Here is a 16,993-nt window from a genome sequence, read left to right on the forward strand (position 1 = left end):
GACGGTAGTCGCTTCTGCGTCGTTTGGGTCGTTGTCAGACCGAGGACCTAGTCTGTGCACCGTGACTTCGCCTGCATCGACGGACAGCGTTCCGCCCCAGTTCAGCGCGGGGCCGCGCCCCGCCCCGGGCCCGGCCGCCGACGAGGGACTGGCGCGGCGGCTGCGCGCGCTCGCCTGCACCGCGCCGCTGCACGACCTCGACGTGCGCAAGGCCAACCTCGCGGGCGAGTACTCGGTGTACGGCATGGCGGAGGTGGCCCTCGCCGCCATCGACCTGGTCACTCTCAACATGGACTTCGACACCGGCGCCGACCACGACCAGATAGTGGCCAGGCTCATCCCGCGCATCGCCGCGCAGGCCCCCCGGCGCCCCGTCGCCGAACACGAGCGCGTGGCCCGCTGGGTCCTGGAGAACCTGATCAACGTCGGCAGCGTCGACCGCGGCTTCCGCACGGTGTACGGCACGTTCGCCCAGGACGGCACCTATGTGCGCCGCGACTACGACTTCAAGCTGATCGAGGAGGTCCCCGGCTACGGCGGCAGCGTCTACCTCCGTACGACGGACGAGGCCGTCAACGTCCTGGTGGGCGCCCTCGACACCGACGTCACCAGCGCGCAGATCGCCGCCGAGGTCAAGCTGGAGGTGCTGATCAGCCGCGGCCGGCTCGCCGACGCCCAACTCGCCGCCGAGCAGGCCCGGTACCGCACCGTGCAGTACTCGGAGACGCTGCGCCGCGCCCTGGACGCCACCCGGCGCAACGTCCGCGCGGTGGACTGGCTCAACGCCGTGCCCGACATGATCGCCGAGGCCCTCGACCACGTCGCCGACCGGTACCGCCACGAGAACGCGATCCTCACCAACATCCGCAAGGCCCGCGACGAGTCCGAGGACCCCGAACAGAAGCGCCGCGCCGCCGAGTTGGTCGACATCGTCAAGGACTGCATCCGACGGCACACCCAGCTCCAGTCGCGCCTCCTGGAGGCCGGGCCGCTGTTCCGCGCCGAGCAGGACCGGCAGGCCTTCGCCACACCCATGACGACGTCCGGGACGGACCTCTACGGACACCTCGTCTCGCCCGTGCTGCCGCTTCCCCTGGAGCAGGCGGTCCGGGTCACGGACACGTTCTTCGCGCACGGGACCGGGCTGCGCACGCCGGTGTCCGTCCGGGTAGGGGACCTCGTCGACATACTGCTGACGCCACCCCAGGAGCGGGAGCACCTCGGCGCGGAGATGCCCGAGCCGGACCTCATCGCCACCCCGGACGACAGCCGTTTCAGCGAGGAGCAGTTGGCCGCGGCGATGGAGCTGCTCGATCTTCCGGCGGACGCGCCTCGGCGGTTGTCGGGACTGCTCGCGGAGGCCCGGGATCAGGACACCGAACTGCCTTACCTGGTCGCCCTGTTGGCCATCCACGCGGCCAGTCCGCCGGTCGGTACGGCGTACCGGCAGGGGGAGCCCAAGCTGCTGTTCGCCGTCGACGACGGGACCGAGCTGGAGGACCCCGAGTTCGGCGGGGCCGATCTCATCGTCGGCACCGCCCTGTTGGACGCGGCCGGGATGGCGGCGGGCCGCACGGAGGCGGCATAGGCCATGACCCACCGCTCACTGAACCACCTCAGCAAGGAGCCCCGACCGTGACCGAGCACGTCGAACGGAGTGAGCCGGAGGCCGTCGCCGCGCCGGTGACCGCCGTCATCACACCCGCCGACGCCGCCGACGCGGCCCGGCTCGTCGCGTTCGGGCTGCAGCCCAAACTGCAGCCCGCGCGGGACCAGGAGTACGCGGAGCTGCTGCGCCGGCACCGGGAGGACCCGCCGTTCGCGCGGCTCGCCGACGCCGTCGCCGCCGGGCTCGGGCTGGTCGTCCTGGAGGTGTCCCCGCGCGCGGGGATGGCCGTGACCGCCGCCGAGGACTCGGTGTTCGCCGTACGCATGGGCGACTACGCGCGCCGCACGTCCGCCGACTCCGGGGACCGCTTCCTGCACGGGCTCGCGCACCTCTGCGTGGCCGCGATGGCGTTCCCGCGCCCCGAGGACCTCGCCGACGACGGCTACATCGGACGTGTCACGGTCAACGGGGTCGACGCCTTCGTACGACAGGCCTGCCGCCGCCTGGAGGAGCGGGCCGACGAACAGGGCCTGAACACCGACCCGGCCACCGACGCGCCCGGCCTGGAGGCCGCCTGGCGGATCTGGGTCAGACGCAGCGCGACCGGAGCCACCAAGGACGCCCGCAGACTGGCCGGTTCGACCACCGGCATCGTCGGCAAGGCGGCCGCCTTCCTCACCGACTCAGGCTTCCTCCAGCGCACGGGCGACGACAACGGCGGTACGTACCGCACCACCGCCCGCTACCAGCTCCAGGTGCGTGACACGGCCGGCAGCGCCGCCATGGCCGAGCTGCTGGAGCTGGGCATCGTCCCCGTCACCGACGGCACCGCGAGCCTGCTGCCCGCCGAGGACACCGAGGATCTGGAGCTGGTGGCCGACGCCGGACTGCCGTTCCACTCCTGAACTCCCCCCACCTGCCGAAGACTTACGACGAGAGTCCGCCATGTACGAGCTGTCCCGGGTCCGCCTCTACTCCATCGGTCCCGCCGGTGCGCGCTACGCCGACACCGTGCTTGACCTGCGTGGCGTGGGCAAGCCCGTGCCCGATCCCGCGCCCACTCAGGCGGAGTTCTTCGAGGACGAGCCCGTCGGGCCGCCGCGCCGCCCCGCACCCGCGGGCGTGCTCTTCCTGGAGAACGGCGGCGGCAAGTCCGTCCTGCTCAAGCTGATCTTCTCGGTGATGCTGCCCGGCCACCGCAACACACTCGGCGGCGCCAGCTCCGGCGTGCTGCGCAAGTTCCTGCTCGCGGACGACTGCGGGCATGTCGCCCTGGAATGGCAGCACACGCTGACCGGTGAATGCGTGGTCGTCGGCAAGGTCAGCGAGTGGCGGGGGCGCCAGGTCTCCAACGATCCGCGGAAGTTCGCCGAGGCCTGGTACTCCTTCCGGCCCGGGCCCGGACTGAGCCTGGACAACCTCCCCGTCGCCGAGGCCACTTCGGTACGGCCGCCCGTCGAGGGCGCGTCCGGTGCGCAGGGCCGCCGACGCACCATGAAGGGCTTCCGGGACGCCATCACCGAGGCCGGCAAGGCGTATCCGCACCTCGAAGTGCACTGGGAGGAGATCCACGACCGCTGGATCGAGCACCTCGGCGACCTCGGCCTCGACCCCGAACTCTTCCGCTACCAGCGGGAGATGAACGCCGACGAGGGTGAGGCCGCCGGACTCTTCGCGGTCAAGAAGGACTCCGACTTCACCGACCTGCTGCTGCGCGCGGTCACCGACACCCGCGACACCGACGGGCTCGCCGACCTGGTCGGCGGCTTCGGCAACAAGCTGGGGCGCCGGGCCGAGCTGATCGCCGAGCGGGACTTCACGGCCGGTTCCGTGGATCTGCTCGGCCGGATCGTCGAGGCCGCCGAGGCACGGGCACGCGCGCGTGACATCCACACCGGCGCCGAGCGCCGTACCCGCACGCTGGCGCGCCGGCTGTCCGCGCGGGGCGCGCAGGAGCGGGTCAGGGCCGCCGACCTCGCCCAGCGGGTCACCGCTGCCGCGTACGCCGTCACGCACTCCGAGGGGGCACGGGAGCGCAGCGCGCTGATCGCCGCCGAACTGGCCTACCGGCACGCCTCGTTGGCACTCGCCACCACGGAGAAGTCCGCCGCCGCCCAGAAGCGCGAACTGGCCGACGCACGCACACTGCACTCCGCCTGGCAGGCAGCCGAGGCCGTCCTGCGCCACCGCGCCGCCGCCGACCGCTCCGCGCGCGTGGCCGTCGCCATCCGCGAGGCCGAGCGGGACGCCGCACCGGCGCTCGCCGCCCGCGCCAAGGCCGCCGTCGATCTCGTACGGGCCCTGCACACGGCCGCGCAGAGCGCCGAGGACCTCGCCAACGAGGGCGAGGAGCGGTCCGCCGCCCTTCAGGAGGTCGGCGAGACCTCCCACCGGGACGCGACGTCCGCCGCCACCGAGGCGCAGCGCGCCCGCAGCGAGATCGGCCATCTGCGCCAGCGCCTGTCCGAGGTCGAGCAGGAGACCGCCGAGGCGGTGCGCGCGGGCTGGCTCGACGACAGCGCCCCCGACGCCGACCCGGCCCGCGCCGCCCTCGCGGCCAGCGACGCCGAGAAGAGCGCCGTGGCCGCCTGGGACACCGCGCGCGAGGCATCCCGCCGGGCGGCCGAGCACGCCCGCGAGGCGGCCTCGGCGGAGTCCCGCGCGGAGCTGACGGCGGCCCGCGCCTCCGATGCGGCCACCGCCGCGGCCCGGACCTACGACGCGGAACGGCGCCTCGCCGAGGGACTGGCGGGGGAGGAGCGGCTCGCGGAGCTACTCAGCTTGCCCGGTGCCGGTCCCGGTGCCGGTGGTGTCCCGGTGCCGCGTGGCGCCGACGAGGTCGCGGCGAGCGGCAGTTCTGCCTCGGACGCGGCCCCCGTCACCCACCCCGGTACCACCAAACCCTCCCGCCCCCTCGCCGAAGGCCCCCTCACCCCTGAGGAACTGGACCGTTTCGCCGACGAGTTGCGCGAGCTGCTCGACGACGGGGTCGCCTCCAGCGAACGCCAGCTCTTCGACCTGCGCACCGCCGCCGCCGACGACTCCCGGATCCTCGGGGCGCTCGGCGACGGCGGACTGCTGCCGCCCGGCCCGGACGTGCTGGCCACCGTGGAGTACCTCGGCGAGCACGGCATCCCGGCCCTGCCCGGCTGGCGCTACCTCGCCCAGGCCGTCGACCCCACCGACCACGCGCGCGTGCTGGCCGCCCGGCCCGAGCTGGTCGACGGGGTGATCATCACCGACCCGGAGACACACGCGCGTGCCCGGGAGGCCCTCGGCGAGGCGGCCCTGCTGCCCCGGTCCGCCGTGGCCGTCGGCACGGCCGCCGCCCTGCTCGCCCCGACTCCGGCGACCGACGCGCGGAGCAGCGACGTCTTCCTGGTCCCGCCGAACCCGGCCATGCACGACGAGCACGCGGCCGACGAGGAGCGGCAGGCACTGCGCGCTCGGGCGGGGCAGCGGGACGAGGAGATCCGCACGCTCGCCGCGCGGCTCGGCAAGGACCGCGAGCTGGCGGCGCGGCTGGCGTCCTGGCGCACCGGCTGCCCGAGCGGGCGGCTGGTCGAGTTGGCACGGGCCGCGCAGGACACGCGCGCATTCGCCGAGGAGGCCGAGGCCGAGCTGGCCGAGGCGCGGACCGTGCGGGCCGAGGCCGACGAAGCCGCCGCCGAGTCGGCCCAGGTGCGCGACGAGCGGCAGGAGGCCGCGCAGAAGGCCCGGCGCGCCGCCGACGCCCTCGCCGGACTCGCCTTCCGGCTGCGCGAACGCGCCGGCTGGCAGGTCAGACTGCGTGAACTCGCCGACGAGGCGGCCGAGTCGGAGGCCCGCGCCCAGTCCTGTCTGGAGCGCGCCCGCGCCGCAGACGAGGACCGCCGCGCCGCCCAGCGTGCGGCCGACGACGCCCGCCGCACGGCCCGTGCGCTGCGCGCCGAGCGCTCCGAGATCGCGGGCGCCCCCGACGACGTACCGGAAGACGACGCAGACGCTCCCAGGCCCGCGCTGGCCGCCCTCCGTGAGGCCTACCGGGCCGCCTCACAGCTCTACGAGAAGGTCGGCGTCGGCGCCGACCTGCGGGCCGAGCAGGCGCGGGCGGAGAGCGACGAGAGCGCGGCCATCGCCGAGTTGGACCGGCTCAGCAACAAGGTCCGCACCCGCGCGGCACAGTTGCTCCAGTCGCCCGACGGCTCCGACGGGCCGTCCCGGCAGGCCGCCGCCGCGCGCGCCGAGGAGCTGGTGCAGCTTCTGGAGACCCGGGTGTCGACCGCGAGCGAGCAACTCGGGCGGCTGCGCGGCGAGGCCGAGCGGCTCGCGCCCGAGGACGGCGAGGCCCACACCGATCTGGCCGAGGACCTGGTTCCGCGCGACGCCGAGCACGCACAGGCCCTGCTGCGCACGGCGACGGCCGAACTCGCCTCCCGCACCGACGCGTTGGGCCAGGCACGCGAGGCGCACGCCGAACTCCTCGATGCCCACCGCGCCGCCGAGGATGGGGCCGGCGGTTTCGACGAGACCGCCGCGCTGCTGCGCGACCTGCTGCGCGAGCACTCCTCGGACGAGGAGCAGGAGGAGCCCGAGCCCTACCCGGGCAGTCTGGAGGAGGCCCGGCACTCCGCCGCCGAGGCCCGCCGCTCGCTGCGCGGCTGCGCCGCCGACCTGTCCGCCGCCGAGAGCGCCGTACGCGAGGCGAGCGATGTGCTCGTGCGGCACGCCAACTCCACGCGGTACGAGCAGGTACGGACCCCCGCGCGGCAGCAGATCCGGGAGCTGCCCGCGTCCGCGCTGCCCGAGCACGCGCAGAAGTGGGCCGACGCCTTCGCACCCCGACTCCGCGTGCTCACCGACGAGTTGGCGCAATTGGAGCGCAACCGCGACTCGATCGTGGACCGGCTCCGCGGGCTCGTCGAGTCGGCCCTTGCGACCCTGCGGTCCGCGCAGCGGCTGTCCCGGCTGCCCGAGGGACTCGGCGAATGGTCGGGGCAGGAGTTCCTGCGCATCCGCTTCGAGGAACCCGACCAGGCCACGCTCACCGAGCGGCTCGGCGAGGTCGTCGACGAGGCGACCCGGGCCGCCGTGAAGAAGAACTCCGACATGCGGCGCGACGGAATGTCCTTGCTGCTGAGGGGAGTCGGCGCGGCGCTCGAACCCAAGGGTGTCGCCGTCGAGATCCTCAAGCCGGACGCCGTGCTGCGGGCCGAGCGCGTGCCCGTCGGACAGATGGGCGACGTGTTCTCCGGCGGTCAACTGCTCACCGCCGCCATCGCGTTGTACTGCACGATGGCGGCGCTGCGCTCCAACGACCGGGGCCGCGACAAGCACCGGCACGCCGGCACGCTCTTCCTCGACAACCCCATCGGGCGCGCCAACGCCACGTATCTGCTGGAGCTCCAGCGCGCTGTGTCCGACGCGCTCGGCGTCCAACTCCTCTACACCACCGGCCTGTTCGACACGACGGCACTGGCCGAGTTCCCGCTGGTCATCCGGCTGCGCAACGACGCCGACCTCAGGGCGGGCCTCAAGTACATCAGCGTGGAGGAACACCTCCGGCCGGGCCTGCCGCAGCAGGCCCCCGCCGGAGAAGGGGAGTCGGTGCACAGCGAGATCACGGCGACCCGCATGTTCAAACGCCCGGCGCCGACCGCCCCGTAGGCGAAAAGCTCAGGAGTGGGCCACCTGCCCGGAGCCGCCCTTGCGGGCTATCCGCTCCTGAGCGCGCTCGGCGGTCCGCGCCTGGCGCTGGGCCCGGCGCCGCTCACGGCGGAGGGCCCTGGCCGTGCTGCTGGGCTCGGAGATCACACCGTTGCGCTGGTTCCACATCTGGCGGGTCACCCAGACGTCGAGGGCGCCCCAGGTGGCCACCACCGTGCTGACCACGCTGCTGATCACCATGGGGAACGCCAGCCAGGACCCGGCCATCGTGCACAGGAAGGCCACCGTCGCCTGGATCAGCGTCACGGCGATGATGATGACCGCCCGCACGGCCGCCGTACGCACCGGATCCGGCAACCGGCGCCGGCGCGCGGGCTCCTCGATCCACAACGGCCGGTAGTACTCCGGCTGTTCGGCCCTCACGCCGACCTCAGGCGCGATGTCGTGATCCGGTGCCTCACGGCGCCGCCGCTCCGTCGACCGCTCCGCCACGCCGTCCTCAAGCGACTCCTGCCGCTCCGCCGTGCCCATCAAGGTGTCCTCCCCGTCGCCGGTAGACCACTCGCCCCGGAGTCCGAAGACTCCGGCTCCCCAGTGGGTGCCCGGCTTGCGCTGTTTTACGCTGCCCAGTTGCGGATGCGGCTCCTGTGGCCGGATCCGCCCCCATTTCCCGTAGAGAAAGACGAACAACTTGCCACGAAGATTCCCAACGGACGAAAAAATCCGGCCAACTGGCCAACTTGGCCGATCCGATGGGATCCGGTGATCCCGGCTGAATCGGGGCGGTAATCTCCCCCAATGCCCGGACAACTCCCCATCTCCCGGCGCTCTTGCGGAAGTTCACGCTCCGGACAGCTCTTCGAGTTACCTGTGTGTCAGTAGTAGGCTCGCGCCGTTTGTTGACGCACATGTGTACCCCCGGTCGGCGGGGGGCCAGCAGGGGGAGGCCATGCGCTTTCGCGGGAAGTCCATCCGCCGGAAGATCGTGGCGCTCCTTCTCGTGCCGCTGGTGTCCCTGACCGCGATCTGGGCGTTCGCCACGGTCCTCACCGGCCGGGCGGCCGGAGCCCTGTTCAACGTGTCGTCGGTCGTGGAGAAGATCGGCTATCCCGCCGAGGACACCGTCCGTGTCATCCAGCAGGAACGCCGGCAGTCGCTCGTCTATCTCGCCGACCCCCGCGCCGCCGACGGCCTCACCGACCTCAGACGCAGCCGTGCCGCGACCGACGAAGCCGTCGCCAAGATCCGCCGGAACGCCGAGAACCCGGACGTCCGCGACGCGATGGGCCAGGCCACCGACAGCCGTGTCTCCGCCGTCCTGGACGCCTTCGACGGCCTCACGTCCCTGCGCCGCAGCGTCGAGGACGGCACCGTCACCCGCGGCCAGGCCCTCGGCCTCTACAACCACCTCGTCGACCCGTGCTACGTGCTGCTCTCCAACCTCCACGTCGTCGACAACGTCGAGATGGACAAGCAGTACCGCGCCCTGGTCAATCTGGCACGCGCGCGTGAACTCCTTTCCCGCGAGGACGCGTTGCTCGGCTCGTCGTTGATCGTCGGCAAGCTCACCCGGGACGAGACCCGCGGCATCTCCGATCTCGTCGCCCAGCGCACGCTGTTGTACGACATCAACCTGCCGCTGCTGCCGTCCTCCGAGCGCGACCACTTCGAACGCTTCTGGACGAACGCGGCCAGCGCCCCGCTGCGCGTGGCCGAGCAGGCCGCCGCGTCCACCACGTCCGGCGAGCCCCGCAACGTCACCGCACAGACCTGGAACACCGCGGCCGGCGGTGTGCTGAGCAAGCTCGCCACCCTCGACGACCAGGCCAACGACCGCTATCAGGACCGCGTCCGCCCGGTCGCGATGAACGTCATCCTCAAGGCCGCCGTCGCCGGCGTCCTCGGTCTGATCGCCCTCCTGTTCTCGCTCTTCCTGTCCGTACGCATCGGCCGCGGCCTCATCCGCGACCTGCGTCAACTGCGCCTGGACGCCCACGAGGCGTCCGGCGTACGGCTGCCCAGCGTGATGCGCCGCCTGTCCGTGGGCGAAGTGGTCGACGTGGAGACCGAGGTACCGCGCCTGGAGTACGACAGGAACGAGATCGGCGACGTCGGCCAGGCCCTGAACACCCTTCAGCGGGCCGCGGTCGAAGCCGCCGTCAAGCAGGCCGAACTGCGCTCCGGTGTCTCCGAGGTCTTCGTCAACCTCGCCCGCCGCAGCCAGGTCCTGCTGCACAAGCAGCTCACCCTGCTCGACACCATGGAGCGCAGGACCGAGGACACCGACGAACTCGCCGACCTGTTCCGCCTCGACCACCTGACCACCCGGATGCGCCGCCACGCCGAGGGCCTGGTGATCCTCTCCGGCGCCGCCCCGTCCCGGCAGTGGCGCAAGCCGGTCCAGCTCATGGACATCGTCCGCGCGGCCGTCGCCGAGGTCGAGGACTACGAGCGCATCGAGGTCCGCCGGCTGCCGCGCATCGCCGTCACCGGTCCCGCCGTCGCCGACCTCACCCACCTCGTCGCCGAACTCCTGGAGAACGCCACGGTGTTCTCCCCGCCGCACACCGCCGTCCAGGTCGTGGGGGAGCGGGTCGCCAACGGCTTCACCCTGGAGATCCACGACCGCGGCCTCGGCATGGCCGCCGACGCGCTCCTGGACGCCAATCTCCGGCTCGCCGAGACACCGGAGTTCGAACTCTCCGACACCGACCGGCTCGGCCTGTTCGTGGTCAGCCGGCTCGCGCAGCGGCAGAACGTCCGCGTCTCCCTCCAGCCCTCTCCCTACGGCGGCACCACTGCCGTCGTATTCATCCCCGACGCCCTGCTGAGCGACGAGATCCCGGACACCAACGGCATCGGCTTCCGCCTCGACCGGCCGCAGCCGACGAAGGAGGGCGAGCTGGAGGACAGCCGCCGCTCCGCGCTCTCCCACGTGCCCGCGAAGCTGCCCGGACTGCCGCCAGCTCTCCTGGACGGTCCGGTCGAACTCGAAGCCCCTGTCGACCTGGACGCCCTCGAAGGCTTCCCCGACGCGCTCGACGACGAGGACGGCGAGCACGGCGGGATCTTCCGCCCGCGCCGCTCCGTCGCCCACCGCGACGATCTCGCCCCCGTCCGCCCTGTGGAGCAGCATCCGCAGGTCTCCGAGGCGCACGACGGGCCGCGCGGGGCGGCCGCGGACGACCACCGGAGCGAACCGCTGCCCCTGCCTCGGCGGCGGACGCCCAAGCTCGTGAGCTCCCATGGACGCCCGGTCGTGGAGCAGCGCTCCCGGCGGGACCCGGAGGACTCCCCAGACGGCGGTTTCGACGGCCCCGCGCCGGCCCCGAGCCTGGGCGGACCCGAGACGGACGGCCCGGCACCGCTGCCGGCCCGGCGTCGCGGTGACACGCCGCTCCGGCGCCGTACCGACGTGCCCGGCGGACGCGCCGAGTCCGCTGCGGCCCAGGCCTCCCCGGGGCGCGGCCGCGCCGAGCCGCCCGACACGCCCGCCCTTCCCAGGCGCACCCGGCGTGCCGAGATCGCGTCCAGCGGCCCGGACTCCGACACCTCGCAGAACCGGACCGGGCCCGACCTGGGAGCGCTGCCCAGACGCGTACGCCAGGCGAACCTGGCACCCCAGTTGAAACAGACCCCGGAGCGGCACGCCGCGACCCCGGCGGAGGTCGCCGAGCGCGACGCCGACGAGGTACGCAGCCGCATGGCCTCGCTGCAGCGCGGCTGGCAGCGCGGCCGCGAGGAGAACGCCGAGGGCGACGACGCCCAGGGCGGCACAGCACAAGGAACGAAGGGGGACGGTCGATGACCGCACCGAAGGCGACCGGCCACAGCGGCGACGAGCGCGGGCTGAACTGGCTCCTCGACGACCTCGTCGAACGCGTCGCCAGCATCCGCAAGGCCGTCGTGCTCTCCGGCGACGGCCTGGCCACCGGCGTGTCCCAGGATCTGACCCGGGAGGACAGCGAGCACCTGGCCGCGGTGGCCTCCGGTTTCCACAGCCTCGCCAAGGGCGTCGGCCGCCACTTCGAGGCGGGCAGCGTGCGGCAGACGGTCGTCGAGCTGGACGAGGCCTTCCTGTTCGTGACGGCGGCCGGTGACGGCAGTTGCCTCGCCGTCCTCGCGGACGCGGACTCGGACGTCGGCCAGGTCGCCTACGAGATGACGCTGCTCGTGAAGCGGGTCGGTGTGCATCTGGGCGCCGCTCCGCGCACCGATCTGTCCTTGGGCGGGTAGTGAAGTGACATGAGCAAAGACGGTCAGGGAAGAGGCCACTGGTTCGACGACGAGGCCGGGCCGGTGGTGCGGCCGTACGCGATGACGCGCGGCCGCACCACCAGTGCGGCCCAGCACCGCCTCGACCTGATCGCGGTGGTGATCGCGGAGGCGCGGACGGACGACTCGGAGGCGGACCAGACGCTGTCCCCGGAACATGTGGACATCGTCGGTCTCTGCCGGGACGCCCCGCAGTCGGTCGCCGAGCTCGCCGCCGAACTCGACCTGCCCATCGGCGTGATACGCGTTCTCATCGGGGACCTCGTCGACGAGGAACTCGTCCATGTCTCGCGGCCCGTACCCCCTGCCGAACTGGTGGACGAGAGTATTCTGCGCGACGTGATCACCGGCCTCCGGGCGCTGTAAGCGGCCCCCCGACCTCACCCCCATCAAGCAGGAGAACAGATCGATGATCTTCGGGCGTTCTGAGCGCGGCAAGCCTCCGGTCGAGCCCGTCACGCTCAAGATCCTGGTGGCCGGCGGCTTCGGCGTGGGCAAGACCACCCTCGTCGGCGCGGTCAGCGAGATCAGGCCGCTGCGCACGGAGGAACTGCTCACCGAGGCAGGGCGTCCGGTCGACGACACCAGCGGTGTGGAGGGCAAGCACACCACCACCGTGGCCATGGACTTCGGCCGCATCACCCTGCGCGAGGACCTGGTGCTGTACCTGTTCGGCACGCCGGGGCAGGAGCGGTTCTGGTTCATGTGGGACGAGCTGTCCGAGGGCTCGCTGGGCGCCGTCGTCCTCGCCGACACCCGCCGCCTGGAGGACTGTTTCGCCGCCCTCGACTACTTCGAGCGGCGCTCCATCCCGTTCGTCGTCGGTGTCAACTGCTTCGAGGGCGCCGACCGTTACCCGGTGGACGCCGTACGCCAGGCCCTCGACCTCGACGAGGACGTACCCCTGATGCTGTGCGACGCGCGCGACCGGGCGTCGGTCAAGGAGGTTCTCATCGAGGTCGTCCAACACGCGATGGCCTACGGCGCGAAGCGCCGCCAGAGCGTCACCAGTTGAGGCGCGGGCGCGGCCCGTACCCCCGCCGACAGGGGTACCGGCCGCGGCTCCTGGAACGAGGCACGCGCGTGTGCCTCGTCGACCACGCACGCGTGTGTGCCTCGTCGACCACGCACGCGTGTGTGCCTAGTTGTCGCCCTCCTCCAGCCAGCCGAAGCTCTTCTCCACGGCCTTGCGCCAGTTGTGGTACTCGCGGTCCCGTACCGACGACTCCATGGACGGCGTCCACTCGACGTCCTTCTGCCAGTGCGACTTCAACTCGTCCAGGCCGCTCCACACACCGGTGGCGAGCCCGGCCGCGTAGGCGGCGCCCAGACAGGTCGTCTCGGAGACCCTGGGCCGGATCACCGGCACCCCGAGAACGTCCGCCTGGTGCTGCATCAGCAGGTTGTTCTTGGTCATGCCGCCGTCCACCTTCAGGGTGGTGATCTGCACCCCGGAGTCCTGGAACATGGCGTCCACGACCTCCCGCGTCTGCCAGCTCGTCGCCTCCAGGACCGCGCGAGCGAGGTGCCCCTTGGTGACGTACCGGGTCAGCCCGGTGACGACACCGCGCGCGTCCGAACGCCAGTAGGGCGCGAACAGACCGGAGAACGCGGGCACGATGTACGCGCCGCCGTTGTCGTCCACGCTCGCGGCGAGGGACTCGATCTCGTCGGCGCTGCGGATGATGCCCAGTTGGTCGCGGAACCACTGAACGAGCGCGCCCGTGATGGCGATCGAGCCCTCCAGACAGTAGACCGGCGCCTCGTCGCCGATCTTGTAGCCCATCGTCGTGAGGAGCCCGTTCTTCGAAGGCACCGGCCGATTACCGGTGTTGAGCAGCAGGAAGCTGCCCGTGCCGTAGGTGTTCTTCGCGGTGCCCACGTCGTAGCAGGCCTGCCCGAACACGGCCGCCTGCTGGTCGCCGAGCGCCGACGCCACGGGCACGCCCGCGAGTTGGCCGACCGCGGTGCCGTAGACCTCGGCGGAGGACCTGATCTCGGGGAGGATCGCCTCGGGCACGTTCATCGCGGAGAGGATGGACGGGTCCCACTGGAGGGTCTCCAGGTTCATCAGCATGGTGCGTCCGGCGTTCGTCACGTCCGTGACGTGCCGGCCGCCGTCGGTGCCGCCGGTGAGGTTCCAGATCAACCAGGAGTCGATCGTGCCGAAGGCGATCTCGCCGCGCTCCGCGCGGTCCCTGAGTCCCGGCACGTTGTCCAGCAGCCAGGCCGCCTTCGGGCCGGAGAAGTAGCTGGCGAGCGGCAGTCCGGTCTGTTCGCGGAAACGGTCCTGCCCGTCCGAGCCGCCGAGTTGGTTGCACAGGGCCGCGGTACGGGTGTCCTGCCACACGATCGCGTTGTGCACGGGTTTGCCGGTGGCGCGGTCCCAGAGGACCGTCGTCTCCCGCTGGTTGGTGATGCCGAGCGCGCTGAGCTGGTCCGCGCGCAGTCCCGCCTTGGCGATCGCCCCGGCGACCACCGCCTGCACCTTGGACCAGATCTCGGTGGCGTCGTGCTCCACCCAGCCCGGCTTGGGGAAGATCTGGCGGTGCTCACGCTGGTCGACGGCGACGATCGCGCCGTCCTGGTTGAAGACGATGCAGCGGCTGGAGGTGGTGCCCTGGTCGATTGCGGCGACGAACCTGTCCGTCATGACGACCCCTTTGTCGTGTCCTTCAGAAGGCTGCGTTGAAGATGACTCCGGCGAGCGCCCCGCCGATGAGCGGCCCGATCACCGGGATCCACGCGTAACTCCAGTCCGAGGTCCCCTTGTTGGGGATCGGGAGCAGCGAGTGGACGATGCGCGGGCCCAGGTCGCGGGCCGGGTTGATGGCGTATCCGGTGGGCCCGCCGAGCGACAGACCGATGCCGACCACGAGGAACGACACGACCAGCACCGCCGTGCCGGACTGGCCCAGTCCCTTGGTGAGCCCGAAGGCCAGGATCGGCAGGACCAGCGAGATGGTCGCGATGATCTCCGTCATCAGGTTCGCCACGACGTTGCGGATCGTGGGCGTGGTGGAGAAGATTCCCAGCGTGGGCTGCGCCATCTCCTCCTCGGCGTTGGCCTGGAACTGCGCGTAGTAGACCAGCCAGCACAGCACCGCGCCGAGCATGGCGCCCACCATCTGCCCCGCGATGTAGATCGGGACCTTGTCCCACTTCCCGGTGTCGATGGCGATGCCGATCGTGACCGCCGGATTGAGCTGCCCGCCGGACAGCGGCGCGGCCGTGTAGGCCCCGGCCATCACGCCGAAGCCCCAGCCGAAGGCGATGACGATCCAACCGGCGTTCTGTGCCTTGGAGTAGTTCAGGACGACGGCGGCGACCACTCCGGCGCCGAACAGGATCAGGATCGCGGTGCCGATGATCTCACCGACGAATATGTCTCCGTTGCTCATGGCGGCTCCTAGGCCCTGGCCCGGGACGTCGGCCCCGGTCCTCCGTGCAGGGTGCGGTTCCCTTGGCGACTTCAGCCGAAGGCAGGGAGGGTCCCGCGCCCCGCCCGGCGTCCGTGACGAGCGTGCCGTCGCAGCCGAGACCGCCCGTGGGGAGTGGGCCTGAGCGCGGGGGAGCCCGCGCGGCACAGTGCCTGGTACGCCGAGAATGTACGGCGATGTCGACCGACACCGGGAAGTGTTCACCGGCGCCCAGGGAGCGTCAAGGTCGCGGACGGCATCGGTGACACCCGCCCTGACGGCCCCTGGAGCCCCCTGGGAAGCCGCCGGGCCGCCTCAGTGCCCGTGGGACTCCGCGGTGGTGCGGTCGGCCCGTAGAGGCGCCGCCGGCGATCCGCGCAGGATCTCGTACTCGCCCAGCCCGGCCTGGCTCAGCACCCAGCTCGTGCCGTCCAGCGCCTTCGCGGCCTTCTTCAGCGGCGCCAGGTACGCGGCGGCCTGCCGGTGGTCGGTCACACTGCCCGGTAGGCACAGGACGGTGGCCAGGGACAGCGTCACGGCCCTGCCGCCCGCCTCCCAGGGCACGTCCAGCACCGTGGTGGCCAGCGGCTCCAGCCCCTCCGGATCGGCGAGCACCAGGAAGTCGTCCCCGCCGATGTGCCCCACGCGCGCGTGCCCGGACGCCGCCCGCTGCAGCGCCCGCCCCACCGAGCGGATCAACTCGTCGCCCGCCGCGAACCCGGCTCCGTCGTTGACCTGTTTGAAGTCGTCGACATCCAGCCAGCTCAGCGCGAACGCCCGCCCCTCCGCGATCCACCGGTCCACCTCACCGGTGATCGCGTCCGAACCGGGCAGCCTGGTGAGCGGATTGAGACCCGCGGCCTCCTCCACCCGCGTCTCGGCCAACGCCCGCACCAGATCCGCCAGTCGTACGACGCCCACGCACCGCCCGTACCGGTCGACGACCGCCACATCGTCCGACGTACGGTCCCGGTCGCCGACCGCGACGACGTCCAGGACCTCCCAGACGCTCGCGTCGACGCCGACCGTCCGGGGCACGTCACCGAGCTTGGCCGCGGGCCGGTCGGCGTACAGGGCGTGGCCGTAGCGCCCCGACATCGACAGCAGGAAGCGGGAGCGGTGCACCGACCGGACCGGCACTCCTTCCCGGTCCACGAGCAGCACCCCGGACACGTCCGGCGAGCCGGTCAGCAGCGCGCGCACCTGACCGGCCGACGCGGTGTCGGGCAGCAGCGCGGCGGGCCGCACGAACTCCCGCACCCACGGCCCCGACAACGGTGTCGCGGCGAGCCCGGGCGGGCGCGGCGGAACGTATACGTCCGCCGCCGGGACCCGCGTCGGCGGCGCGAACAACTCCCCCTGCGCCAACTGGGCCCCGGCTGCCCGCGCGGCCGCGCACTGCGCCTCGGTCTCCACCCCCTCCACGGACAACAGGGCGCCCAGCTCGTCGCAGAGGGTCCGCATGGCCCGCACCGCGGCCGGCCGCTCCAGCAGCGAAGCGTCGAGCTTCACCAGGTCGGGCGCGAGATCCGTGAGCAGCCGCAGGGGTACGTCACCGTCGCCGATGCCGTCCGCGCAGACCCGGAACCCCTGGGCCCGCAGCTCGGACACCGCCTCCAGGAGCGCCCGTTGCGGCACGTGCGTGTACGGCGGGACGATGTCGACCGTCACCTCCCACGGCAGCCGTCCCGCCTCGCGCACCGCGCGGTGCAGCGGGGTGAGCCCGCCGAGGTCGGCGAGCGTGCCGGCGAACACATTGATGTGCAGCGGCAGCAGCGTCTCCTTGCGTGCGGCGGCACGGACCGCCAACACGGCCAGCCTGCCGTCGAGTTCGGGGTCACGCCGGGCCTCGGCCAGGATGTCCCCGGTCTCCGGGCGGACGAGTATCTCCAGCCCGGCGATCCCTCCGGTGGTCAGGTTGACCACCGGTTGGAAGGCGAAGCGGAGAGTGTCCGTCAAGGAGCGCACGGCAGCATGATGACGCTACCGGCGTACGCCGAGGCCCAGTTCATAAGACGTTCACGCAGCCTCTTCGGTCGATCAC

At 72.2% G+C, this 16,993-nt stretch carries 11 protein-coding genes; 7 read left to right on the forward strand and 4 right to left on the reverse strand.

The genetic code is table 11. From position 1 onward, the window contains the following. Positions 1-61 precede the first annotated feature (61 nt). From AB0M63_RS43645 to AB0M63_RS43655, 3 genes are read left to right on the forward strand one after another with little or no spacing between them, the layout of a single operon-like run. A complete protein-coding gene (locus tag AB0M63_RS43645) occupies positions 62-1,588 on the forward strand; it encodes a hypothetical protein (RefSeq protein ID WP_366023295.1) in 1,527 nt (508 codons plus the stop codon). A 47-nt stretch (positions 1,589-1,635) separates the two neighbouring features. Next, complete coding sequence (locus AB0M63_RS43650) at positions 1,636-2,514, forward strand: hypothetical protein (RefSeq protein WP_366023296.1); 879 nt, start codon at positions 1,636-1,638, stop codon at positions 2,512-2,514. A gap of 40 nt (positions 2,515-2,554) precedes the next feature. Then, positions 2,555-7,255: a hypothetical protein gene (locus AB0M63_RS43655; protein WP_366023297.1), complete on the forward strand. Its 4,701-nt coding sequence runs from the start codon at positions 2,555-2,557 to the stop codon at positions 7,253-7,255. A 9-nt stretch (positions 7,256-7,264) separates the two neighbouring features. On the opposite strand, the gene AB0M63_RS43660 is transcribed toward AB0M63_RS43655, so the two are convergent. Then, the gene (locus tag AB0M63_RS43660; RefSeq protein WP_366023298.1) at positions 7,265-7,786 is read right to left on the reverse strand and encodes a hypothetical protein; all 522 of its coding nucleotides are present in this window, start codon (positions 7,784-7,786) and stop codon (positions 7,265-7,267) included. 418 nt (positions 7,787-8,204) lie between these two features. Here AB0M63_RS43660 and AB0M63_RS43665 point away from each other — a divergent pair, with 418 nt between their 5' ends. From AB0M63_RS43665 to AB0M63_RS43680, 4 genes are read left to right on the forward strand one after another with little or no spacing between them, the layout of a single operon-like run. Continuing rightward, positions 8,205-11,063, forward strand: a complete 2,859-nt coding sequence (locus AB0M63_RS43665) for a nitrate- and nitrite sensing domain-containing protein (protein ID WP_366023299.1) — start codon at positions 8,205-8,207, stop codon at positions 11,061-11,063. Beyond that, positions 11,060-11,491, forward strand: coding sequence for a roadblock/LC7 domain-containing protein (locus AB0M63_RS43670; protein ID WP_366023300.1), 432 nt, complete (start codon positions 11,060-11,062; stop codon positions 11,489-11,491). Before AB0M63_RS43665 ends, AB0M63_RS43670 begins: the two co-directional genes overlap by 4 nt. A 9-nt stretch (positions 11,492-11,500) precedes the next feature. Next, complete coding sequence (locus tag AB0M63_RS43675) at positions 11,501-11,896, forward strand: DUF742 domain-containing protein (RefSeq protein WP_355918443.1); 396 nt, start codon at positions 11,501-11,503, stop codon at positions 11,894-11,896. A 43-nt stretch (positions 11,897-11,939) separates the two neighbouring features. Continuing rightward, positions 11,940-12,545, forward strand: a complete 606-nt coding sequence (locus AB0M63_RS43680; RefSeq protein WP_327405523.1) for an ATP/GTP-binding protein — start codon at positions 11,940-11,942, stop codon at positions 12,543-12,545. Positions 12,546-12,671: 126 nt separating this feature from the next. Here the strand turns inward: AB0M63_RS43680 and glpK are convergent, their stop codons facing one another. The 3 genes from glpK to AB0M63_RS43695 form a co-directional block, all read right to left on the reverse strand. Beyond that, a complete protein-coding gene (gene glpK / locus AB0M63_RS43685; protein ID WP_366023301.1) occupies positions 12,672-14,183 on the reverse strand; it encodes a glycerol kinase GlpK in 1,512 nt (503 codons plus the stop codon). Between the two features lie 22 nt (positions 14,184-14,205). Further along, a complete protein-coding gene (locus AB0M63_RS43690; protein ID WP_366023302.1) occupies positions 14,206-14,931 on the reverse strand; it encodes an MIP/aquaporin family protein in 726 nt (241 codons plus the stop codon). Positions 14,932-15,264: 333 nt separating this feature from the next. After that, positions 15,265-16,917, reverse strand: coding sequence for a GGDEF domain-containing protein (locus AB0M63_RS43695; protein WP_366023303.1), 1,653 nt, complete (start codon positions 16,915-16,917; stop codon positions 15,265-15,267). Positions 16,918-16,993 lie beyond the last annotated feature (76 nt).

The sequence above is a fragment of the Streptomyces sp. NPDC051576 genome (genome assembly GCF_040681835.1).
Taxonomy (GTDB): domain Bacteria; phylum Actinomycetota; class Actinomycetes; order Streptomycetales; family Streptomycetaceae; genus Streptomyces.